General features: G+C 65.7%; 25 protein-coding genes. 9 read left to right on the forward strand and 16 right to left on the reverse strand.

Annotation, left to right across the window (positions count from 1 at the left end):
* Nucleotides 1-49 precede the first annotated feature (49 nt).
* Nucleotides 50-880, reverse strand: a complete 831-nt coding sequence (locus ACN9MX_RS09445) for a helix-turn-helix domain-containing protein (protein WP_363738229.1) — start codon at nt 878-880, stop codon at nt 50-52.
* A 472-nt stretch (nt 881-1,352) separates the two neighbouring features.
* Between ACN9MX_RS09445 and ACN9MX_RS09450 the strand changes: the two genes are divergently transcribed.
* Together ACN9MX_RS09450 and ggt are read left to right on the forward strand one after the other, a co-directional pair.
* The gene (locus ACN9MX_RS09450) at nt 1,353-2,402 is read left to right on the forward strand and encodes a quinone-dependent dihydroorotate dehydrogenase (RefSeq protein WP_426386754.1); all 1,050 of its coding nucleotides are present in this window, start codon (nt 1,353-1,355) and stop codon (nt 2,400-2,402) included.
* A 188-nt stretch (nt 2,403-2,590) separates the two neighbouring features.
* Nucleotides 2,591-4,291, forward strand: a complete 1,701-nt coding sequence (gene ggt / locus ACN9MX_RS09455; protein ID WP_426386755.1) for a gamma-glutamyltransferase — start codon at nt 2,591-2,593, stop codon at nt 4,289-4,291.
* Between the two features lie 34 nt (nt 4,292-4,325).
* On the opposite strand, the gene ACN9MX_RS09460 is transcribed toward ggt, so the two are convergent.
* The 9 genes from ACN9MX_RS09460 to ACN9MX_RS09500 all read right to left on the reverse strand — a co-directional run bounded on the left by ACN9MX_RS09460 (nt 4,326) and on the right by ACN9MX_RS09500 (nt 7,960).
* A complete protein-coding gene (locus tag ACN9MX_RS09460; protein WP_426386756.1) occupies nt 4,326-4,820 on the reverse strand; it encodes a hypothetical protein in 495 nt (164 codons plus the stop codon).
* Between the two features lie 69 nt (nt 4,821-4,889).
* Nucleotides 4,890-5,318, reverse strand: coding sequence for a SufE family protein (locus ACN9MX_RS09465; RefSeq protein ID WP_426386757.1), 429 nt, complete (start codon nt 5,316-5,318; stop codon nt 4,890-4,892).
* A 90-nt stretch (nt 5,319-5,408) separates the two neighbouring features.
* Nucleotides 5,409-5,642 (reverse strand): hypothetical protein, encoded by a 234-nt coding sequence (locus ACN9MX_RS09470; RefSeq protein ID WP_363737958.1) that lies wholly within the window; start codon nt 5,640-5,642, stop codon nt 5,409-5,411.
* A 30-nt stretch (nt 5,643-5,672) separates the two neighbouring features.
* A complete protein-coding gene (locus ACN9MX_RS09475; protein WP_133653255.1) occupies nt 5,673-5,924 on the reverse strand; it encodes a hypothetical protein in 252 nt (83 codons plus the stop codon).
* 29 nt (nt 5,925-5,953) lie between these two features.
* The gene (locus ACN9MX_RS09480) at nt 5,954-6,277 is read right to left on the reverse strand and encodes a hypothetical protein (protein ID WP_363737955.1); all 324 of its coding nucleotides are present in this window, start codon (nt 6,275-6,277) and stop codon (nt 5,954-5,956) included.
* A 122-nt stretch (nt 6,278-6,399) separates the two neighbouring features.
* A complete protein-coding gene (gene pspC, locus ACN9MX_RS09485; RefSeq protein WP_363737954.1) occupies nt 6,400-6,780 on the reverse strand; it encodes an envelope stress response membrane protein PspC in 381 nt (126 codons plus the stop codon).
* Nucleotide 6,781: 1 nt separating this feature from the next.
* Nucleotides 6,782-7,063 carry an envelope stress response membrane protein PspB gene (gene pspB, locus ACN9MX_RS09490; RefSeq protein ID WP_133653252.1) on the reverse strand — a complete coding sequence of 94 codons (282 nt, stop codon included), beginning with the start codon at nt 7,061-7,063 and terminating at the stop codon, nt 6,782-6,784.
* Nucleotides 7,064-7,066: 3 nt separating this feature from the next.
* Nucleotides 7,067-7,747 (reverse strand): phage shock protein PspA, encoded by a 681-nt coding sequence (pspA, locus tag ACN9MX_RS09495; RefSeq protein ID WP_363737952.1) that lies wholly within the window; start codon nt 7,745-7,747, stop codon nt 7,067-7,069.
* A 39-nt stretch (nt 7,748-7,786) separates the two neighbouring features.
* Nucleotides 7,787-7,960: a hypothetical protein gene (locus tag ACN9MX_RS09500; protein WP_363737950.1), complete on the reverse strand. Its 174-nt coding sequence runs from the start codon at nt 7,958-7,960 to the stop codon at nt 7,787-7,789.
* Nucleotides 7,961-8,136: 176 nt separating this feature from the next.
* Between ACN9MX_RS09500 and pspF the strand changes: the two genes are divergently transcribed.
* Nucleotides 8,137-9,159 (forward strand): phage shock protein operon transcriptional activator, encoded by a 1,023-nt coding sequence (pspF, locus tag ACN9MX_RS09505; RefSeq protein ID WP_363738227.1) that lies wholly within the window; start codon nt 8,137-8,139, stop codon nt 9,157-9,159.
* Nucleotides 9,160-9,172: 13 nt separating this feature from the next.
* Here pspF and ACN9MX_RS09510 read toward each other — a convergent pair whose 3' ends face one another.
* Nucleotides 9,173-10,051, reverse strand: coding sequence for a 3-hydroxybutyryl-CoA dehydrogenase (locus ACN9MX_RS09510; RefSeq protein WP_426386760.1), 879 nt, complete (start codon nt 10,049-10,051; stop codon nt 9,173-9,175).
* Nucleotides 10,052-10,233: 182 nt separating this feature from the next.
* Between ACN9MX_RS09510 and ybgC the strand changes: the two genes are divergently transcribed.
* The 6 genes from ybgC (at nt 10,234) to pal (ending at nt 14,795) form a co-directional block, all read left to right on the forward strand.
* Complete coding sequence (ybgC, locus tag ACN9MX_RS09515) at nt 10,234-10,704, forward strand: tol-pal system-associated acyl-CoA thioesterase (protein WP_363756194.1); 471 nt, start codon at nt 10,234-10,236, stop codon at nt 10,702-10,704.
* Nucleotides 10,701-11,420, forward strand: a complete 720-nt coding sequence (gene tolQ, locus ACN9MX_RS09520; RefSeq protein WP_363737946.1) for a protein TolQ — start codon at nt 10,701-10,703, stop codon at nt 11,418-11,420. The genes ybgC and tolQ overlap by 4 nt, the downstream gene beginning before the upstream one ends.
* Before the next feature lie 31 nt (nt 11,421-11,451).
* On the forward strand, nt 11,452-11,919 hold the full coding sequence (gene tolR / locus ACN9MX_RS09525; RefSeq protein WP_133653246.1) for a protein TolR: 468 nt from the start codon (nt 11,452-11,454) through the stop codon (nt 11,917-11,919).
* A gap of 18 nt (nt 11,920-11,937) precedes the next feature.
* Nucleotides 11,938-12,849, forward strand: a complete 912-nt coding sequence (locus ACN9MX_RS09530) for a TonB C-terminal domain-containing protein (RefSeq protein WP_363832106.1) — start codon at nt 11,938-11,940, stop codon at nt 12,847-12,849.
* Nucleotides 12,846-14,195 carry a Tol-Pal system beta propeller repeat protein TolB gene (gene tolB / locus ACN9MX_RS09535; RefSeq protein WP_414714771.1) on the forward strand — a complete coding sequence of 450 codons (1,350 nt, stop codon included), beginning with the start codon at nt 12,846-12,848 and terminating at the stop codon, nt 14,193-14,195. The genes ACN9MX_RS09530 and tolB overlap by 4 nt, the downstream gene beginning before the upstream one ends.
* Before the next feature lie 87 nt (nt 14,196-14,282).
* Nucleotides 14,283-14,795, forward strand: coding sequence for a peptidoglycan-associated lipoprotein Pal (gene pal / locus ACN9MX_RS09540; protein WP_133653245.1), 513 nt, complete (start codon nt 14,283-14,285; stop codon nt 14,793-14,795).
* Nucleotides 14,796-14,877: 82 nt separating this feature from the next.
* Here the strand turns inward: pal and ACN9MX_RS09545 are convergent, their stop codons facing one another.
* The 5 genes from ACN9MX_RS09545 to ACN9MX_RS09565 are packed head-to-tail and all read right to left on the reverse strand — an operon-like array spanning nt 14,878 to nt 19,998.
* Nucleotides 14,878-16,266 (reverse strand): efflux transporter outer membrane subunit, encoded by a 1,389-nt coding sequence (locus ACN9MX_RS09545; protein WP_426387502.1) that lies wholly within the window; start codon nt 16,264-16,266, stop codon nt 14,878-14,880.
* 52 nt (nt 16,267-16,318) lie between these two features.
* Entirely contained in the window at nt 16,319-17,221 is a 903-nt protein-coding gene (locus ACN9MX_RS09550; protein WP_426386764.1) for an efflux RND transporter periplasmic adaptor subunit, read from the reverse strand.
* Nucleotides 17,218-17,433: a DUF1656 domain-containing protein gene (locus ACN9MX_RS09555; RefSeq protein ID WP_363737940.1), complete on the reverse strand. Its 216-nt coding sequence runs from the start codon at nt 17,431-17,433 to the stop codon at nt 17,218-17,220. The genes ACN9MX_RS09550 and ACN9MX_RS09555 overlap by 4 nt, the downstream gene beginning before the upstream one ends.
* On the reverse strand, nt 17,430-19,505 hold the full coding sequence (locus ACN9MX_RS09560) for an FUSC family protein (protein WP_363737938.1): 2,076 nt from the start codon (nt 19,503-19,505) through the stop codon (nt 17,430-17,432). The genes ACN9MX_RS09555 and ACN9MX_RS09560 overlap by 4 nt, the downstream gene beginning before the upstream one ends.
* A 43-nt stretch (nt 19,506-19,548) precedes the next feature.
* Nucleotides 19,549-19,998, reverse strand: coding sequence for a MarR family winged helix-turn-helix transcriptional regulator (locus tag ACN9MX_RS09565; protein WP_363737936.1), 450 nt, complete (start codon nt 19,996-19,998; stop codon nt 19,549-19,551).
* Nucleotides 19,999-20,139: the final 141 nt, after the last annotated feature.

Genomic DNA, 20,139 nt, shown 5'->3' on the forward strand with positions numbered 1-20,139 from the left:
ATTCCTTGTTTGCCGCGATTTCTTGACCAGCGATCGCTTGGAAATCGCTCTAGCTGAAACGGTTGATCACGGCGACGTCTCCACCCAGCGAGCGGCGCAGCAGGGTGAGCTGCGCCACCGCGCTCGGCTCTGTCTGTAACTGGTGCGGGGTCAGGCCGATGAAATGCTTGATCTCCCGAATGAAATGCGACTGGTCATAGAAACGCCCGTCGTCGCACAGCGCCTGCCAGCTTTCATGGTCCAGCGCGATCCGCGCGCTGCACCGCAGCGCCCGATATTTGCGCGCCAGCAGCTTGGGCGGGCAGCCATAATATTTGTTGGTGAGCCGGGCGAGCTGGCGTGGCGAAAGGCCGGTGATGTCGGCCAGCGTCTCGATCCGCGGAGAACCTTCATCCATCAGCCAGCCGTCCACCGCCTTCAACAGCCGCCATGTCGAATCCGACAGGGGAACAAGACGTTCCGACAGGAATGACCAGCAGAGCGTGGCCATCTCCTCCGCATCGTCGGTGGCGCGGAGTTGCTCCAGCAATTGCCGGTAGCCGGGAAGGTCGACCATCTCCTGCAGCCGATCGGTGAGAATGCTGGCATCCCCCCCATGCAACGCGATCCAGCCCGCAGGGAGCAGCGAAATGCCGACCACGCGGCCCGGCCCCGTCAGTTCAAAGCGAGTCGCCCCCATGGTCGGGCCCAACAGGCAGACTTCCGGCGTCGGCACTATCGTTCCATCATGGAAATGATAGTCGCCGCTATTGTCCAGCATGAAACGAAGCTGCGGCACATCGGCACGGGTCACATCGGAATAATGTTCCGCCGTTTCGGTGAAGATGTAGAGCGAACCGAAATAGGCGTTGAGCTGGTCGGGTGGCGCGAAATAGCGCAACCGTACCGCTCCCTGAGCCGCGTCGACTGTATAGGACAGCGGCGCATGACCATCTTTCGCCTTGATATTCAACGCCCCCCCGGACGTCTCGCTGTCATGCGGCCCCATATTATCACCCCGGTGATGCAATATGCTCCATCGGCGTGAAGGTGCAAGGGTTATGCGTGGCGGAAACGCGCTTTCCACCATGCCGGGCCCGTCAATAAATGTCGCAGGGCAGGAAAAAAACGACCCGGCGGTTTTCACCGCCGGGTCAGGAAAAGGTCTCGTCAGCCATATGGCCTAGAGCCTTCGGGTCGCAGGACTCTCTTACGTCCGAATCGCTGAAACTTTATTGGATGGATCGGACATTGGCCGAACCAAAACGGGACGAATCCCAAGGAATTTTGTTAAGAAATGTCATTCCGTCCTTACTGTTGCCGCGCTGCAACAGCGACTCGACCTGTGCGCTTTGCGATGGCATAGCGCCGCCATGTCCTATCGCCTGATCCGCCCCCTGTTTTTCGCGCTGGATGCCGAGCGCGCCCACCATCTGTCGATCAGATTGCTGCGCCTGATGCCGGTGCCGCCCGCGCTCGAACCCGATCCGATGCTGGGCCAGACGGTGGCGGGCATCGCCTTTCCCAATCCGGTGGGCCTGGCGGCGGGTTATGACAAGGAGGGGCTGGTCGCGCACAAGATGCACGGGCTGGGCTTCGGCTTTACCGAACTGGGAACGCTGACGCCCCTGTCGCAGAAGGGCAATCCCCTGCCCCGGCTGTTCCGGCTGGCCGAGGACCGGGCGGTGGTCAACCGCATGGGCTTCAACAATGGCGGCCAGGCGGCAGCGGCTGAGCGAATCGCGAAGCGCAGGCGGCCCGGCAGGAACGGACAAAACCCGGTGATCGGCATCAATATCGGGGCCAACAAGGACGCGACCGATCGGATCGCGGACTATGCCACGGGCGTGACCTGCATGGCGCCCCTGGCCGACTATCTGACGGTCAATATCTCGTCGCCCAACACGCCGGGACTGCGCGCGCTTCAGGACCGGGCCGCGCTGGACCAATTGCTGGGCGCGGTCATGACGGCGCGAGGGACGAATCGGACGCCCATCTTCCTGAAGGTGGCCCCGGACCTGGAGCCCGCCGATATCGAGGATATTGCCGACGCCTGCATCGACCACCGGATCGACGCGCTGATCGTGTCCAACACCACCATATCCCGGCCTTCGCTGCGGTCGCCGCTCGCCGGGGAGGCGGGCGGCCTGTCGGGCGCCCCGCTGCACGATCTGGCACTGCAAAGGCTGCGCGACTTTCGGCGCGTGCTGGGCACTCGCCTGCCGCTGATCGGCGTGGGCGGCATCGCCACGGCGGAACAGGCCTATGCCCGCATCCGCGCCGGTGCGAGCCTGATCCAGCTTTACAGCGCGCTGGTCTATGAGGGGCCTTATCTCGCCCGGCGGATCAATAGCGGCATCAAGGCGCTGATGGCGCGCGACGGGGTGAGGAATATCAGCGAGATAGTGGGTATCGACGCCTGATTCGTCCAGCGGGTTGCGGAGCGCAATACAGCGATCGAGCGCGCTATCGGTTCCGATCGCCTGGAAATCGCTCTGGAGCGCGTTGCGCTGAATCCGAGTCACGCAGCGCGCTCTATGCTTTTGATGTCGCATCGTTTTCGCGCAAAACCGGTTCCCACTTTTGCGCACGATGCTCTAGGGTACCCGACATGACCTTTCGCCTTTTCGGCCTGCTGGCTCCCTTCGCTCTTTATGCCCTTTCCCCCTCCCCGCTGGCCGCGCGGGAGCCGGTCGCGGTCAACGCCACCGTGTCCGCCGCCGATCCGCGCGCGGCGGAGGCAGGGCAGGAGATATTGCGCAGGGGCGGCAGCGCCACCGACGCCGCCATCGCCATGATGCTGACGCTGAATGTCGTGGAGCCGCATAACAGCGGTATCGGCGGGGGCGGATTCCTGATGCATCATGACGGGCGGACCGGCGTGCTGGAATCGATCGACGGGCGGGAGACCGCGCCGGCGGCGGCGCGGCCCGATCGCTTCATGGGCGCGGACGGCAAGCCCCTCTCTTTTCGCGATGCCTGGCCAGGCGGCTATTCCGTCGGCGTGCCCGGCAATGTCCGCCTTGCCTGGGAGGCGCACCGCAAATGGGGCAAGCTGCGCTGGGCCGAACTGTTTCAGCCGGCCATCAGACTGGCCGAACAGGGGTTCGAGGTGCGCCAGCGGCTGGACACGGCGATGAAGGCGGTTGCGCCGGTGTGGGCTGATTTTCCCGAGATCCAGAAATATTTCTGGATCGACGGCAAACCTGCGCCGATGGGCACGATCCTCAAGAATCCGCCGCTCGCCGCCCTGTTCAGGCGGATCGCGGCGGAGGGGCCGGACGCCTTCTATCTGGGCGACAATGCGCGCATGATCGCGGACACGGTCAGCAAGGCGCCGAAAAATCCCGTGCCGATGACGGAGGCCGACCTCGCCGCCTATCAGGCCAAGCCGCGCAAGCCGGTTTGCGGGCCTTATCACGGATATACGATATGCGGCATGGGACCGGCCTCGGCGGGCGGCATCACCGTATTGCAGGTGCTGGGCATGGTGGAACGCTTCCCGCTGGCCAAGTGGGGCAAGGACGATCCCCGGTCCTGGCATGTCATCGGGGAAGCGATGCAGCTCGCCTATGCAGACAGGGACAACTGGCTGGGCGATCCGGAATTCGTGTCCGTGCCGATCGCCGGGTTGATCGATCCCGGCTATCTCCGGCAGAGGTCGGCGCTGATCAGCATGGGCAAGACGCTGAACGACTATCGCCCCGGCACGCCCCCGGGCGCGGAAAAGCGCACCGCAGCCCTGCCCCAGCCCGAATCGGGCACCAGCCATTTCGTCGCGGTGGACCGCAATGGCGACATCGCTGCCTGGACCTCCACCATAGAGAGCTTTTTCGGCAGCCAGCTCGTCGCCAATGGCGTGATCCTGAACAATGAACTGACCGATTTCAGCTTCACCCCCGAAAAGGACGGCGCGCCCGTCGCCAACCGGGTCGAACCGGGCAAGCGGCCGCTGTCGTCCATGTCCCCCACCATCGTCTATGATGCGGCGGGAACCCCGGTCTTCACCATCGGCGCGGCGGGCGGCAGGACCATCATCATGCAGGTCGCCAAGGCGCTGATCGCGCATTTCGACTGGGGCCTGTCGGCGCAGGATTCGATCGCGCTGGGGTTCGAGTTCTTCGACCGGGACGGGCTGGTGCTGGAACAGGGCACATCGCTGGAGGCGATGAAGGCGCCGCTGGAGAAGCTGGGGCACAAGGTGTCGATCAGCCGCTTCGGCCTGAAAGCCAATGCGGCGGAGCGCACGGCCGACGGCCATTGGGTGGGCGGCGCCGATCCGCGCAGTCCGGGCGTGTCGTTGCAGGAGTGAAGCCCTGTTGGAACGCGCCGTGCTCCTGCGGCGGCTACACTTTCAGGTCCAGGCCCGCGACGTTGAACTGGAAGGGAAAGCTCTTGTCCTTCGGCCCCACCACCAGGTTCACCTTGATCGTCCGGCTGTCCTTGATCGCGTCATAAGCCTTGGCCGCGGGCAGGACTTCGATACCGTCCTGGTTCTCGGTCATCCGGCCTTTCCATTCATGCGTGTTGCCGTCGTCCGTGACGGCCGTGACCTTGCAGTCCGACAGGTCGCAGGTGAAGGGCGCGCCGACCAGCTTGACCGTGACATCCGCCCCGCCTTCCTGCAGCGGCTGGACCAGCAGCACGCCGAACGTATCGGCGGCGGTCATGGTCTGGACCGTGTTGGCGCTGCCGATATAGGCGACCCTGGCCTTTCCGCCCTCGCCGCCTTCATATTTCCAGACCTGTCCGATCTGGTCGCGCTGCGTCGGCCCCTTGTCGTCGGAGGATGAGCAGGCGGCGATCAGCCCCAGGGCGGCAAGCATCGCTATCGATCGCATCGCTTTTCTCCTTCTGTCCGTTTCGTTGGCGGAAGGAGAACGCATGGCGCCGGCGGGGTTTCCCTCCGCTCAGCTATAGCGGGCGGCAGTATCCCGGATCAGCGCGATCATGTTGGGAATGCCCTGCGTCCGGTTGGAACTCAACTGGTTGCGCAGGTCGAAGGGGGCGAGCGCTGTTTCGATATCCGTCCCGGCAATGGCGGCAGGCGACTGATCCTGCACGGTGAGGAGGACGAGCGCGATGATCCCCTTGGTGATGGCGGCGTTGCTGTCCGCCAGGAAATGGAGCCGCTTGCCCCTGGCGGAATCGGCGTCGAGCACGGTGGGATAGACCCATACCGCCGCCGAACAGCCGCGAACCAGCGTGGCGTCGGTCTTGAGCGCGTCGGGCATCGGCTCCAGCGCCTTGCCCAGGTCGATGAGCAGGCGGTAGCGGTCGTCAGCGTCGAGGAATTCATATTCTTCGACCAGATCGGCAAGGACGGGCAATTGGGTCATGGCCGCCCATATAGGGTGAAATTCAAGCGGGGAAAGCTCTTCCCGCTGCCGTCCCCCTCCCGCCGGGCGGGAGGAGGAAATCGGCCTTTTTCAGATATCCACGCCCGCGGCTATGGCTTCCAGCTTGCGGATGCGTTCCTTGAGGTCGGCAACCTCGATCCGGGTCGCGGTGGAGGGCGGCGCTGCCCCCTCCGTCCCGCGGGCGAGTTCCGCGCGCTTAAGGTCCAGCCAGCCATTCCAGCCCCGCAAGGCCGCGGCGGTGACGATGATGAGTCCCGACAGACCTGCAATCGCCAATGTCAAAGTGTTGAGGGGGTCCTGCATATCGTCCTCCCTGTGATGATGATGCCCGCGTCAGTCGCGGTCCCGGAGCTTGTCGAATTCGCGCTCCAGGGCAGTGCTGCTGTCCGTCGCCAGCCGTTCCAGAACGGCGACCCGGTCCTTCAGCGCTTTAACCTCCGCCCGGAGGCGCTCGGCTTCCGGATCGGGGCCGCGCTGGACCAATTCTTCGCCCTTGTGGCGGCGAACGATGCCATATTTGGCGCGAACGACGCTGGCGACGGCTGCTATGGCGACTATGGCGACGACCATTTCAAACGGATTCATGATTTTTTCCCTTGCTGAGCGTGGGGCCGTCAGTTGGCGGGGCCGCGCAGACGCTCGATTTCCCTGTTCAGTGAGTGACTTTCATCGGTGACGATGCGCTCGACCACGACCATCCTGTCCTTCATCGATCCGATTTCGGCGCGTAGCTGGGCGTTTTCCTGGCTCAGCAGGCTGATCCGTTCCATCGCCTCATTGCCCGCCTGCGGATAGATGGCCTGGCCCCATGCCCCGTCCAGCGGATAGCCATGCTTGATCCGCAGCCAGGTGGTGACGATCCAGCCGCCCACACCGATCCCGGTGCAGATCACGATCAGCGGTGCGAGTTGCGCAACCAACGCAAATTGTTCCGACATGGCAAACCTCCCTCGCTACCCGCAGGTGCGGCATATCAGATGTTGAATTTCTCAGACAAAATGCCGATTTTTCGACAGACCCCCAAGCCCGTTCGATAAACGGCGTGGGCCACGCGATTCCGTCAGCGCAGGTTGTCGATCTCATCGGCGAGCCGGGTATTGCGGCTGGTATAATAGGTTTCGATATCGGCCAGGCGACGGTCGATGTCGCGGAACTTGGACCGCACATCGCGGGTCGAGCGTGCCGGATTGGTGCGAACGCCCTGCCAGAATTTCTCGTCATCCCGGTCGGCATAGAGGCCCGCCGGCTTGTTCTCCGCAAAATAGGCCACGATGAAATAGGCGATCAGCGTCCAGGGAAAGGCCCCCATCAGCGTCACCAGCACGGCACCGACGCGAACCCACAGGACGTCGATCCCGCTATAGTCGGCTATGCCGGCGCATACGCCCATCCATTTGCCGTTCTGCTTGTCGAGATAGAATTTGGTGCGACGGGCAGCCATCTCAGTTCCTCCTGTGGGGATATTGGCGGTCGAAGTCATAATCCTCGTCCTGCGAAGGACCGGCGGGACGGAAATCGGGGTTGTCGGCGGCGACGATCCGTTCGACGGTCTGAAGCCGCTCCTCCAGCCGCCGGGCGAGCAGGTGAAGCTCGTCCAGCAGCTTCTCGTCCTCATCGGTGATCTTGGGGGCCTGCTTCCACTTGGTGACATAGTGGAAGATCAGCCAGGGCATGCCGATGAACAGCATGCCGCAGATCATGAGGGGCAGGAACACGTCCTCCATGCGTCATTCTCCCCTGTTTGTACCGGCGTTCATCGACGCCTTCAGCGCGGCCAGTTCGGCGTCGACCTTGTCGGACGTCTTGAGCTCCGCGATCTCCTCCTCCAGCGTCTTGGGCTGGTTGCCCAGGCTCAGGGCGTCGGCGCGGCCTTCGGCCATGTCGACCCGGCGCTCCAGCATGTCGAAGCGGGCAAAGGCGTCGTTCACCTTCTCGCCGGCATAGGCTTCGCGCAGGCGCAGGCGGTTCTGGGCGCTTTCCATGCGCGTGACCAGGCTGTTCTGGCGCGCGCGGGCCTCGCGCAGCTTGCCCTGCAGCTTGGCGATGTCCTCTTCGGAGGCGCGCAGCGCTTCGTCCAGCACCTCGATCTCATGGGAAAGCTGCTCCGCCATGTCGACTGCCTTCTGCTTTTCCACCAGCGCGGCCTTGGCCAGATCCTCGCGGTCCTTGCTGAGCGCGAGCTGGGCCTTTTCCGTCCAGCTGTCCTGCAGGCCCTGGAGCTTGGCGATGTGACGCCGCATTTCCTTCTGGTCGGCGATGGTGCGGGCGGCGGAGGCGCGCACCTCGACCAGCGTTTCCTCCATTTCGAGGATGATCATGCGGATCATCTTCGCCGGGTCTTCCGCCCGGTCGAGCAGGTCGGTGACATTGGCGGCGATGATGTCGCGGGTGCGGGAGAAAATACCCATTTGAACTTCACTCCTGGTACGAACGTGTCGGGGCGAGCCTTACGCCAGATAGTGCAAGGCTGCGGGGCATTCCGGGTTCGCGATCATCGGGACTTCGCTGGCGCGGGCCGGACCTACCGCCGAAAGGATCAGGGTCGATCCGAACAGGACGGAGGCGATGGCGACGGACAGGAACTGACCGATTTCGCGGACGCTGTTGCTTTGCTTTTCCATGATAAACTCCTGAACCTTGGCCTTCATATGCGTGCCGCTCGATAGGTCAGCGGCTTCGCTTTCCAACTTTGCAGAAGCCGTGCCAATTTCCGGAAATGGCAGAATTTCGAGGTTTTTTACGATCGTGCAAGAATAGGACTTGCCGAAAGATGGGAATTTTCACCATAAGTTGGGGCATGGAGAAAAACACCCAGTTCGTCGGCCAGTCGCTGGCCTTTCTCGATGCGGTCGAGCAGGCCGGACGGGCGGCGGAACTCAACCGGCCGGTACTGGTCATCGGGGAGCGCGGCACCGGCAAGGAACTGATCGCGGAGCGCCTTCACCATCTTTCGCCCCGCTGGGACGAACCGCTGATCGTCATGAACTGCGCGGCGCTGCCGGAAACGCTGATCGAGGCGGAATTGTTCGGTCATGAACAGGGCGCCTTCACCGGCGCGGCGCGGGCGCGGGCGGGACGGTTCGAGGAGGCCGATCGCGGCACGCTGTTCCTGGACGAGCTGGGCACGCTTTCCATGGCGGCGCAGGAGCGGCTGCTGCGCGTCATCGAATATGGCGAGGTGACGCGGATCGGCGCGTCGAAGCCGCTGACGGTCGACGTGCGCATCGTAGCGGCGACCAATGAGAACCTGCCCGCCGCTGCCGATGCCGGGCGGTTCCGGCCCGACCTGCTGGACCGGCTGAGCTTCGAGGTGATCACCCTGCCCCCGTTGCGGGCGCGGGAGGGGGATGTCGCAGTGCTCGCCAATCATTTCGGGCGGCGCATGGCGGCGGAGATCGGCTGGCCGCAATGGCCGGGCTTTTCCGCCGCCTGCATGGCCGAGCTGGAGGCCCATTACTGGCCGGGCAATGTACGCGAACTGCGCAATGTGGTGGAGCGCGCGGTCTATCGCTGGAACGAGCCGGGGCGGCCGGTCGCGGCGATCGTGTTCGATCCCTTCGCCTCGCCCTGGAAACCCCAGCCGCTGATGCCGGTGCAGGTCGTGGCGGAGGGTCGGACCATGGGCTCACCAGCTCCCGTCGCCAACGGCCATGACGCGATCACGGACCTCAAATCCGCCGTGGATGCGCATGAGGCGGCCATCGTCCGCGCGGCGCTGGAGCGCTTTCGCTACAACCAGCGGGCGACGGCGAAGGGGCTGGGGCTGACCTATGACCAGCTTCGCCATTGCATGAAGAAGCATGGGTTGAGCGCGGGGTAGCCCAACCCCCACATCACCGCGTCGGCACCGGCTCCGCACCGGAATAGTCGTAGAAGCCCTTGCCGGTCTTCCGGCCCAGCCAGCCGGCCTCGACATATTTCACCAGCAACGGCGCAGGGCGATATTTGGGGTCGCCGGTCGTGTCCTGCAGCACCTTGCAGATTTCCAGGCAGGTATCGAGACCGACAAAATCCGCCAGCGTCAGCGGCCCCATGGGATGGTTGAGGCCCAGCATCACGCCCTTGTCGATGTCGGTCACGCTGCCGACGCCCTCACCTAGCGCGAACATCGCTTCGTTGAGCATCGGCAACAGGATGCGGTTCACCACGAAGCCGGGCGCGTCGAAGGCATGGACCACCTGCTTGCCCAGGCTGGCGGCGAAGGTCTCGACCGCGGTCACCGTTTCCGCGCTGGTGGCAAGGCCGCGAATGACCTCAACCAGCGCCATCACCGGCACCGGGTTGAAGAAATGCACGCCGACGAACCGGCTTGCGTCGGGCGCCGCCTGCGCCAGCCGGGTGATCGGGATGGAGGAGGTGTTGGACGCCAGGATCGCGTCGGGCGCCAGCAGCGCGCCGACATTGCCGAAGATGGCGCGCTTGATCTCCTCCCGCTCGGTCGCGGCTTCGATCACCAGCTGACAGGCGGCCAGTGGCGCGATTTCGCCCGCCGGCGTGATCCGGGCGATGGCGGCGTCGGCATCGGCCTGCGCCAGCTTGCCCTTTTCGACCGCACGGCCAAGCTGGCGGATGATGCTGTCGCGGCCCTTCTGCGCGCGGGGCAGGTCGATGTCGGACAGGATGACCTCATAGCCCGCCTGCGCCGCCACCTGCGCGATGCCCGCGCCCATCTGGCCCGCGCCGATCACCCCCACGGTCCGAATATCCGTCATGGTCGAAAACCCTCCTGCACTGAATCCTCTTCGCCCGCCCCCGTAGCGCCATGACAGGCGGGCTGCCAGTGCTTCCGCGCAACGTCAAAGCGGACGGAAAGCCCCGTGCGGGAGGCGGAGCGCCGATCTTTCTGCGATTTCCCGCTTTGCGCAGCGCCTGCTTGATGGTTAAAAGCCCCGGCATGTCCGTTTCAGACCTGCTGCCCGCGCCGGCGACCGGAAGGTTCATCGCCGCCGTGCATCACTTTCCGCTGCGCGTCTATTTCGAGGACACCGATCTGTCCGGCCTTGTCTATCATGCCAATTATCTGCGCTATATGGAACGGGCCCGATCGGACATGCTGCGCATTGCCGGGATCGACCAGCGCGCCAATCTGGAGGGTGGAGAGGGCGTCTATGCCGTCACCGACCTCCAGCTCCGCTATCGCCGCCCCGCCCGGCTGGACGATGAGCTGATGGTCGTGAGCCGCGTCACGAAAGTCGGCGCGGCTTCATGTTCCATTCATCAGACGGTCATGCGCGATGAGGAAATATTGACCCAGGGCGATGTTTCCGTCGCCTTCCTGACACCCCAGGGCCGCCCGCGCCGGCAACCAAAGCCCTGGACCGACATTTTCAGCCGTTTGATGAGAGGGGAAGACATCAACCCATGAGCCTTTCGATGCCCGACGTTGGCCTTGCGGTCGGCAATGCCGCGCAAGCTGCCACCATTTCGCCGCTGGCCCTGTTCCTTCAGGCCGACATCGTCGTGAAGGTGGTGATGCTGGGCCTGCTGCTGGCCAGCATCTGGACCTGGGCGATGATCATCGGCTTCAGCTTCACCCTGCGCAAGGCCAGCCGGCAAAGCCGCGCCTTCGAACAGGATTTCTGGAAGGCGGAGGATATCGACCGCTTCTATGAAGGCCGCGGCAAGGCGGAGTTCCCGGCCGCCAAGGTGATGGCCGCCGGCGTCACCGAATGGCGCCGGTCGACCGCGCAGAAGGTGATCGATCGCGAGGGAACGCGCGATCGGCTGTCCACCGCCATGTCGAGCACGATCGCTGCGGAAATGGACCGGCTGTCGGACCGGCTCAACATTCTCGCCACGATCGGTTCGGTTGCCCCCTTCGTCGGGTTGTTCGGCACGGTGTGGGGGATCATGCGGGCCTTCACCAGCATCGCGGCGGAGCAGAACAGCAGCCTGGCGGTCGTTGCGCCGGGCATTGCCGAGGCGCTGTTCGCCACCGCCATCGGCCTGTTCGCGGCGATCCCGGCGGTGATCGCGTACAACCGCTTCAGCCATGGCATCAACCGCATGGAATCGGGGCTGACCCGCTTTGCCGACGGCTTCTATTCGACGCTGAGCCGCGAGCTGGAGGCGCAGCGGTGACGAAGGCCGGGATAAAGCGGGGGGCGATGTAATGGCCATGTCCGGGCCTCCTTCCAGCCGTCGCGGACGCGGTCGCGCGCCGATGGCGGATATCAACGTGACGCCGCTGGTCGACGTCATGCTGGTGCTGCTGATCATCTTCATGGTCACAGCGCCCTTGCTGGTGACGGGCGTGCCGGTGAACCTGCCCGAAACCCGCGCCAAGGGGCTGGACCAGGACCAGAAGCCCACCGTGGTCTCGATCGACCGCGACGGCGGCGTCTTCATCGACGACGCGCAGATCAGCGACGCCGAACTGCCCGGCCGCCTGGCCGAGATCATGTCCGCCAATGCCGGCAAGGCTGAACCGCCGCAGATCTTTCTGCGCGCCGACAAGGGGCTGGACTATGGCCGGGTGATGCTCGTCATGGGCGAGCTGAACCGCGCGGGACTCAACAAGGTCGCGCTGGTCAGCACCGGCACCGAGGACAGGTCCGCTGTCAGCAGCGGTTCAGAATAGGGGCCATAGGTCTTGGCGATGGATCGTGCGGAGAAAATCGGCCTTGGCGTGGCAACGGCGGGACATGTCCTGCTGTTCGGCCTGCTTTCGTCCGGCTTTCTGGCTACCCCTAACCCCCTGAAGCTCAATTCGCCGCCGATGGACGTCAGCCTGGTGGATGAGGTCGCGCTGAAATCGACGGCACCGCAGGTGTCGACCGCGCCCCCGCCCGCCAGCGTTGCGCCGGAACAGGGCCCGACCGAGGACGCCGCGCCCGCGCCGGAACCCGAACCGGCGCCACGACCCGAACCAAGCCCGGCGCCGCCGGCTCCCCGTCCGGCTCCACCCAAGCAGGCGGCCAAGCCTGCACCGCCCAAACCCGCGCCCGCACCCCCGAAGAAGGATGTGCCGGCCGCCAAGCCGAAGCCCAAGCCGGCGGCGGAAAAGCCCGCACCGGCCAAGGCATCGCAGAAGCCCGCGGCCAAGCCCAAGTCCGATGCGCCCGCGCGCGCCTCCGGCCAGGGCAAGGCGGACAAGCCCAAGGGATCGCTGCTGGGCAAGGATTTTCTGAAGGGCATCGACACCGAGGACGACGCCCCGCGCAAGCCCGCGCCGCCACCGGCGGCCGCCATGGGGCCGGCGCAGAAGGCCGCGCTGGACGCGGAAATCCGTCGCCAGCTCAAGCCCTATTGGAAATCCCCCAGCGGCGCGGATATCGAGCAGCTTCGCACCTTCGTCGACGTGCAGCTTTCCCGCGACGGTTCGCTCCTGGGGCAGCCGCAGGTCGTCAACACCACCGGCATCACCGCCAGCAACCGCACCCAAGTGACGTTGCATCAGGAACTGGCGGTCAAGGCGATCCGCCTCGCCGCGCCTTTCAAGCTGCCACCCGCTTTGTATGATGGCTGGAAATCCCTCCGCATCTCCTTCGACAAGAGGCTATCGCAATGACCCCATCCTTCAGGACAGGAAAGGCCCGCGCCACGTTCGGGGCCATGCTGGGGGCGCTGCTGCTGGCGCTCGCGCCCGCCGCTTCGGCGCAGCTCAGCGTCGATGTGACGGACGAATCCTCCTCCAACCTCAAGATCGTGGTCCCTGCCCTGCCGGCGCAGGCGGAGGTTTCCACGCCCGCAGGCGGTTCGACCGAGCTGGGCCGCAAGATCGCCGAGGTGATCGCGGCCGACCTCAAGGGGTCGGGCCTGTTCGATCCCTCCGGCCCTGCCGGCATTCCGGCGATCGCCTTTCCCGAAGTGACCAATCCCGTCTATGACAAATGGGGCGCCTATCAGGCGCTGGTGCAGGGTTTCGTGCGCACGACGGGAGGCGAGGCGGACATCACCGTCGGCTGCTATCTCTACGACGTGGCGCTGAAGCAGGAACTGACCCGGCAGGGCTATGTCGTGGCGCCGCGGGACTGGCGGCGGGCCGCGCATAAATGCGCCGACGCCATCTATGCGCGCCTTTCGGGCGAGAGCCCCTTCTTCGACAGCCGCATCGCCTATATCGCGGAGAGCGGCCCCAAGGGGAACCGCACCAAGCGCCTCGCCATCATGGATTCGGACGGCGCGAACCACCGCTTCATCACCAATGGCCAGTCGATCGCGCTGACGCCGCGCTTTTCGCCCGACTACAAGTCGATCGTCTATGTGAGCTACCTCAACAACCGCGTGCGCATCTATATCTATGACATCGGCACGGGGCGGCAGCGGCTGGTGACGGAAAGCAACAATCCCACCTTCGCGCCGCGCTGGTCGCCGGATGGCCGCAACATCCTTTTCTCCATGGCGATCGCGGGCAACACCGACATCTATCGCATTTCCGCCAGCGGCGGCGCGCCGGTGCGCCTGACCACGGCACCGGGCATCGATGTGGGCGGCAGCTATTCCCCCGACGGCCGCCAGATCGTGTTCGAAAGCGACCGTTCCGGCAGCCAGCAGATCTATGTGATGAACGCCGACGGTTCGGGCCAGCACCGGATCAGCCATGGCGGTGGCCGCTATGCGACGCCGGAATGGAGCCCGCGTGGCGACCTGATCGCCTTCACCAAGATTTCCGGCGACTTCAAGATCGCGGTCATGACGCCGACGGGTGACAATGAGCGCATCCTGACCAATGGATGGCAGGACGAGCAGCCGAGCTGGTCGCCCAATGGCCGCGTGCTGCAATTCTTCCGCACCACGCCCGGCCGGGAAGGCAGCAGCCAGGTGTGGCAGGTCGACCTGACCGGCGTGAACGAACGGCGCATACCCACGCCGCTCAGCGGGTCGGACCCGGCCTGGGGGCCCTTGCTGCCCTAGGACGCCGACATATGCTGATTCGCATCATGACGGAACCGAATCGTCCCGACTGCGTAACGACCTTCAGACCCTGTTGAGGAGCATCCGATGAAAATTTCCCGTCCCTTGCTGATGGCGACCGCCATCGTGGCCCTTGCCGCCTGCTCCAAGAAGCCGCCGCAGGAATTGCCCCCCGCGCCCGGCGGCGACAGTTCGGCGCAAACCGGCGCTCCTGCCGCCCCGACTGGCCCGGTCAAGGGCAGCCAGGAGGATTTCGTCGCATCGGTCGCATCCGATCGCATCCTGTTCGGCACCGACCAATATGATGTCGACGCGCAGGACCAGCAGATCCTGCAAAGTCAGGCCGCCTGGCTGCAACAGAACCCCAATGTCCGCGTGACCATCGAGGGGCATTGCGACGAGCGCGGCACCCGTGACTATAATATCGCGCTGGGCGAGCGCCGCGCCAATGCGGCGAAGAATTATCTCGCTTCGCTGGGCATCGACGCCGGCCGCATCACCACCGTGAGCTATGGCAAGGAACGCCCCGCCGCGCTGGGTTCGGACGAGGCCGCCTGGGCGCAGAACCGTCGCGCGGTAACCGTCACGGTCCAATATTGATCATGTGAAGCTTTCGGGTCGCACCAGCTTCATGACCCCTGGAACAGCGATCTGATCAGATCGCTGTTCCGGGGGTTTCCTTTCAGGACCAGCCGCCGCCGAGCGCCAGGAAGACGGCAATCTGGTCCTGCACCAACTGCACCCGCGCCGCCGCCGCCGAAGCCTCCGCATTGGCGAGCGAGCGCTGCGCGTCCAGCAGGGACAGGAAATCGCCCCGCCCGAAGCGGAACAGCTTGCCTGCCTGCGCGGCCGAAACCCCCGCGCTGTCCCGCGCGCGGTCGAGAGCCGCCGCCTGATCGGCATGGCGACGATAGTTTTCCAGCGCCGTTTCCGTCTGGCGCAACGCCTCCAGCACCGTTCCGTCGAAGCGCGCCAGATCGGCCTGGACCTGCGCATCGGCCTGCGCGATCCGCGCCCTGACGACGGGACGGTTGGGAAAGCTCCAGCTTAACAGCGGTCCCAGGCTCATGCCGAAACTGGTCCCTGAACCCGCGCTTCTGAGCGGTCCCGACAGGCCCAGCGATCCACCAATGCTGATCTGCGGGTAGAGATCGGCGGTCGCCACCCCGACGCGGGCCGTGTCGGCGGCGATGCCGCGTTCCGCCTGCCGGATGTCCGGCCGTCGCCGGATCAGCGCAGCGCCATCGCCCACCGGCAGGGCCGCACCCAGCGCCGGCAGGGTCGCGCAGCTTTCCACATCCTTCGGATAATCGGCCGGCGGCCGGCCCAGCAAGGTTGCCAGCAGATACAATCCACCCTGCCGCTGCGCGTCGAAGGCGGGCAGGCTGGCCTCGCTTGCGTCGACCGCCGCCTGCGCACGGCTGACGTCGAAGGCCGTGCCCCGCCCTCCCCTGAACAGCCGCTGCGTGGCGCCCAGCGTTTCCCGCTGCAGCGCCACGACGCGCCGGTTGACGGCCAGCGAATAATTGGCGGCGCACACCTGCGCATAAGCGCGCGCCGTTGCCGCCGCCACGCTGACCCGCACATAGTCGCGCGCCGCCGCGACCGTTTCCAGATCGGCGGTGCTCGCCTCTATCGCGCGCCTGATCCGGCCGTTGAGGTCGAGTGGATAGGAGGCGGCAAGGCCCAGATCATAGCCGACCACGCCCGGCAGGCTTTCTGCCGTGCCCGAAGGCCGCGAAAGCGTCGCGCCCCCGCTGACCGTCGTGCCGATGGTGCGTGCGGCCTCCGCCTCGCGCAGGACGGCCTGCGCAGCGGTCAGGTTGGCGTCGGCGACGCGCAGGTCGCGATTGGCGACAAGGGCCTGTTCCACCAGCGCGTCCAGCCGGGGGTCGGCATAGAGCCGCCACCAATGATCGGGCAGATCGGCGTTGCTGAAGCGGGCATCCTGCGCCGACAGGAAGGCGCCCTGCGCGGCGGGAGCGGTTGCCGCCGAATTTTCGGATGGATGATAGTCCGGCCCCGCCGTGGCGCAGGCGACCAGTGCAAGGGCGAGGACAGGCACGCCCATCCTTGCTCCGCGCCTTCGGCCGGAGGAGGAAAAGGCGCCACTGGCCCGCATCTCACGCATGACGGCACCCCCCGGCCTTCGCATCCTTGCGCGCCGGTTCGATCGTCACGGTGGCTGTACGCCCGGCGATGAGCTTTACCTCCGGGGGCACCTGCGTCAGCTTCACTCGCACCGGAATGCGCTGGGCCAGCCGCACCCAGGAGAAGGTCGGCTCGACCGTCGGCAGCAGATTGCCCGAATCCGATCGGCTGCTGTCATTGATGCCATAGGCGATGCTGTCGACCCGGCCGTGCAGATCCTGCGCCTCCCCCATCAGGCGCACCGTCACGGGCGCACCGATGCAGACCAGGGGCAGCTTGGTTTCCTCGAAATAGCCCTCCACGCGCAGGCTGTCGCGGTCGACCAGCGCCATGGCCTGCTGCCCCGCCGCCACGAAATCGCCCGGATGAAGGTCGAGGTTCGTGACCACCCCATTGACCGACGCGGCCACCCGTGTCCGCCGGAGGTTGAGGGCAGCGGCATCCCGCGCGCTCATCGCTTCGGCCAGCGCCGCCTCCGCCGTCGCGACGCGGGCGACATTCTGCTCATGCGCTTCCTTCGCCACCAGATCGCCCAGCGCCACATCGCGGGCCGCCTCCCGCCGGGCCTGGCCGAGCGTCGCCCTGGCGCTGGCGATCTGCGCTTCGGCCTGCTCCACCGCCAGCGCGTAGCGGGGCCGGTCGATCACGAACAACAGGTCGCCCGCCTTCACCGCCTGATTGTCATGCACCGCGACGGCGGTGACGAGCCCGCCAATGTCGGGCGTCACCCGCACGACGTCGGCCCGCACCCGCCCGTCGCGCGTCCAGGGGCTGCGCTCATAATGATTCCACATCCACAGCGCGACGAGCACGGCTGCGATGACGAGGACGATGGTGGCGGCGCTGCGGGTCAGCGTGGCGGCAAAGCGGTTCATAGACGGATTCCAAGGGCGGGAACGAGGATGACGAGCGCGCCCAGCATCAGCACGAAGATGCTGAGGTCGACCGCCGCGCGATAAGCGAGGAAACGATAGAGGCCGAAGGCGCCGATCAACCGGGTTACGCCCCAGCTCAGGATCAGCGCCACCAGCGCCAGCAATAAAAGGGTCGGCACATAGACGCCGCCCAGGGCGATTTCTCCGGTCATGCCGGCTGTCCGATCGGCGAGGGTTTCCGATAGCCCTGACTGTCGGGGAAAAGATTGCGGCGCAGGCTGACCAGCGCAAGGATACCCTCCCGCCGGATCGCGGCGTCGGGATTATCGGACAGATGACTGATCGCGCCGTCGATATCGGTCAGCAGCGCCGGACGGGCCGGTTCCGGTGCATCCGGGTCCAGCCCGCGATAATGGGCGCCGACGCCCGTCAGCACATCGGCGAGCGGCGCGGCTTCATCGACGGGCAGGTCGAGCCGCAACTGCCGCAATTCGCCGATGGCAACGCCGGTCCGCAGGTCGCGCAGCGCGTCGTAGAGCGGCTGCCCGCTGTCGGACCGGACGGCGGCCAGCCGGGGCGCCAGCAGCGCGATGCGATCCAGCATGCGGTTGATCCAGCCGCGCAGGTCGGGCGGCGTCATCAGCGTGGCGCGATTGGCGATGTCGTTCCACCCTGCGCGCACCGTACGCCGGATCGCCCGCTCCACCCCCGCCGACTGCAGCAGCCCGGCCATGATGATCGCGTACCAAATGCCGACCAGCTGGGCCACGGTGCCATTGGCGTAGCTCGCGAAGGCGCCGACATACCGATCGGACAACAGCACCGGACTGCCCAGTCCCAGCAGCGTCGGCAAGGCGATGCCCATCCAGCGCGGCGAGGCCATCATGGTGCCCAGCAGCAGCAGCATCGGCGCATAGGCGGCGGCCAGCATGGCAAAGCCGTCAAGGCGCGGCATGATGGCATAGCCATAGACCGCGCCCAGCAGCGAAGCGGCGATGGTGCCGATCATGAAACCCTTTAGCGGCGCCAGCGGATTGTCCGACCCCGCGAAGAGCGAAAGGAACACGCCCGCCAGCATGACCGCGCTGCCGCCGTCCTTCCATCCGCTGCCGATCCAGAGCGCGCAGCCCAGAGCCACGGTGACGAAGGCCGCGAATGCGCCGCGCGCCGCGCCGCCATAGTCCCTGTGCAGTTCCCGGTTGCGCCGCCCCTCCAGCAATTCGCCGACGCGGGCGCTGACCGCCTCCCGCCTGTGGGTCACCATCTGGTCATAGAGGTCGCGGCAGTCGCGATGCGCGGCAATCAGTGCGGCGAGGCGGGCAAAAAGGCTGAGGCGCATCATGTCCGCCCAGCCCATCTCCGCCCGCGCCGCCGGTTCCAGCGCGGAACATCGGGCGATCAGCGCGTCCGCCGCTGCATTGCGGACGGCGAGATCTTCGCCGGGGTTGACGATCCAGGCCCGGACATCCGCTATCAATGTTTCAACCTGCCGCGGCACGACGCCGCCGCTGGCCGCCTTCAACATGGCCAGGCGATCCTCCACCGCCGCGCCCAGCGGCAGCAGCAGCGAGAGTTGGTCCTGCATGGCGCGCACCGTTCGCACACGCGGCGCGAGGCGGCTTATGTCGAAGGGCAGATGCACCGACATCTGGTGCAGTTCGGTGATGTCCTGCGCCAGGCGGCGGCGTTCCTGCGCCAGCCCCTCCACCGGCTCCAGCGCGATGGCGTCATGCGACCAACGTTCTGCATCGCGCAGCATGGCCGCCGCGCGCGCGAGCAGCAGATCGGTTATGGAGCCGGGGAAGACAACACCGTGGACCAGGGTGCCGCACAGGATGCCGATGGTGATTTCCTGCACCCGCAGCGTCGCCACGGTGAAGATGGTCTGCGGCGTGTCGACGTCGGGAAAGACGATGAGGCAGGCGCTATAGCCCGCCAGCACGAACATATAGGATCGCGGCGTGCGGTCGAGCAGCGAGACGAAAACGCACAAGGCCAGCCACAGCGCCATGGCGAGCGACAGCAATTCCGGCGCATTGACCAGAGGCGGCACGACGGCAACGGAGAAGATCGCCCCGGTCAGCGTGCCGATGATGCGGAACACCGCCTTGGAAATCACCGCACCGGCCAGCGGTTGCGCGACGATATAGCTGGTCAGGAATGCCCAATAGGGACGTTCCAGCCCGATGCTGAGCGCGACGTAGAGCGCCAGCATCGCCGCCGCGAAGCATTTGAGGGAAAACAGAGCCGCAGGCCAGCCCACGCGCTCGCCAAAGGCGTTCATGTCAGCGCTCGCATGTCGGACCATTCATGGCGGGTCGTCCCCGTTACGACTGACCCCGCCGCTCGGCCATGCGCCGCTCCAGCAGGTTCAGCAGGTTGACGATGATCTCGATGGCGGCGTCCGGCACACCCTCCAGCAATTCGCGCCGCAAATCCTCCAGCCGCGCCTCTATCCGGCCGATCAGTTCCCGGCCTTCCGGCGTGAAGGCGATTCGGTTGGAACGGCGATCATCGGGATTCGGCACGCGCTCGACAAGTCCCGCCGCCTGCAACTGGTCCAGGGTCCGCACCAGCGAAGGCTGGGTGATCCCCAGTTCCTCGGCGAGATCGGCCTGCCGCGCATCGGCGCCGAGCCGGTCGAGATAGATGAGGCACCAGGCCGCGCTGTTGGAAACGCCGAATTCGGCCAACGCCAGATCGGCCAATTGCCGCCATTGCCGGGCCACCTGCGGCATTTTATGCGCCAGCGCGCGCTTCAACTCCGATCGGGACATTTTATTTAGATAGCTAACTAATCTCTTGCGTCAAGGGTTTCCGTTCCGCCCCGGCGCAATCGGGAGTATTTTCGGGCCAAGAAAATGGGGCTGGGAAGTCGCGTGCCCAGCCCCTTTCCCAGCCTTCCAACCTCAGCCTGC

This window comes from Sphingobium sp. R-21 (assembly GCF_049913335.1).
In the GTDB taxonomy this organism is placed as follows: Bacteria; Pseudomonadota; Alphaproteobacteria; order Sphingomonadales; family Sphingomonadaceae; genus Sphingobium.

Excerpts from the sequence above, each read along its gene's own strand:
- pal (WP_133653245.1), top strand. The coding sequence starts at position 14,283 with ATGAAAATTTCCCGTCCCTTGCTGATGGCGACCGCCATCGTGGCCCTT.
- ACN9MX_RS09555 (WP_363737940.1), bottom strand. The coding sequence starts at position 17,433 with ATGACCGGAGAAATCGCCCTGGGCGGCGTCTATGTGCCGACCCTTTTA.
- ACN9MX_RS09565 (WP_363737936.1), bottom strand. The coding sequence starts at position 19,998 with ATGTCCCGATCGGAGTTGAAGCGCGCGCTGGCGCATAAAATGCCGCAG.
- tolR (WP_133653246.1), top strand. The coding sequence starts at position 11,452 with ATGGCCATGTCCGGGCCTCCTTCCAGCCGTCGCGGACGCGGTCGCGCG.
- ACN9MX_RS09500 (WP_363737950.1), bottom strand. The coding sequence starts at position 7,960 with ATGGAAAAGCAAAGCAACAGCGTCCGCGAAATCGGTCAGTTCCTGTCC.
- ggt (WP_426386755.1), top strand. The coding sequence starts at position 2,591 with ATGACCTTTCGCCTTTTCGGCCTGCTGGCTCCCTTCGCTCTTTATGCC.
- ACN9MX_RS09530 (WP_363832106.1), top strand. The coding sequence starts at position 11,938 with ATGGATCGTGCGGAGAAAATCGGCCTTGGCGTGGCAACGGCGGGACAT.
- ACN9MX_RS09510 (WP_426386760.1), bottom strand. The coding sequence starts at position 10,051 with ATGACGGATATTCGGACCGTGGGGGTGATCGGCGCGGGCCAGATGGGC.
- ACN9MX_RS09560 (WP_363737938.1), bottom strand. The coding sequence starts at position 19,505 with ATGAACGCCTTTGGCGAGCGCGTGGGCTGGCCTGCGGCTCTGTTTTCC.
- ACN9MX_RS09450 (WP_426386754.1), top strand. The coding sequence starts at position 1,353 with ATGTCCTATCGCCTGATCCGCCCCCTGTTTTTCGCGCTGGATGCCGAG.
- pspC (WP_363737954.1), bottom strand. The coding sequence starts at position 6,780 with ATGGCTGCCCGTCGCACCAAATTCTATCTCGACAAGCAGAACGGCAAA.
- ACN9MX_RS09465 (WP_426386757.1), bottom strand. The coding sequence starts at position 5,318 with ATGACCCAATTGCCCGTCCTTGCCGATCTGGTCGAAGAATATGAATTC.
- pspF (WP_363738227.1), top strand. The coding sequence starts at position 8,137 with ATGGAGAAAAACACCCAGTTCGTCGGCCAGTCGCTGGCCTTTCTCGAT.
- tolB (WP_414714771.1), top strand. The coding sequence starts at position 12,846 with ATGACCCCATCCTTCAGGACAGGAAAGGCCCGCGCCACGTTCGGGGCC.
- ACN9MX_RS09475 (WP_133653255.1), bottom strand. The coding sequence starts at position 5,924 with ATGAATCCGTTTGAAATGGTCGTCGCCATAGTCGCCATAGCAGCCGTC.
- ACN9MX_RS09480 (WP_363737955.1), bottom strand. The coding sequence starts at position 6,277 with ATGTCGGAACAATTTGCGTTGGTTGCGCAACTCGCACCGCTGATCGTG.
- tolQ (WP_363737946.1), top strand. The coding sequence starts at position 10,701 with ATGAGCCTTTCGATGCCCGACGTTGGCCTTGCGGTCGGCAATGCCGCG.
- pspB (WP_133653252.1), bottom strand. The coding sequence starts at position 7,063 with ATGGAGGACGTGTTCCTGCCCCTCATGATCTGCGGCATGCTGTTCATC.
- ACN9MX_RS09470 (WP_363737958.1), bottom strand. The coding sequence starts at position 5,642 with ATGCAGGACCCCCTCAACACTTTGACATTGGCGATTGCAGGTCTGTCG.
- ACN9MX_RS09550 (WP_426386764.1), bottom strand. The coding sequence starts at position 17,221 with ATGAACCGCTTTGCCGCCACGCTGACCCGCAGCGCCGCCACCATCGTC.
- ybgC (WP_363756194.1), top strand. The coding sequence starts at position 10,234 with ATGTCCGTTTCAGACCTGCTGCCCGCGCCGGCGACCGGAAGGTTCATC.
- ACN9MX_RS09545 (WP_426387502.1), bottom strand. The coding sequence starts at position 16,266 with ATGGGCGTGCCTGTCCTCGCCCTTGCACTGGTCGCCTGCGCCACGGCG.
- ACN9MX_RS09460 (WP_426386756.1), bottom strand. The coding sequence starts at position 4,820 with ATGCGATCGATAGCGATGCTTGCCGCCCTGGGGCTGATCGCCGCCTGC.
- pspA (WP_363737952.1), bottom strand. The coding sequence starts at position 7,747 with ATGGGTATTTTCTCCCGCACCCGCGACATCATCGCCGCCAATGTCACC.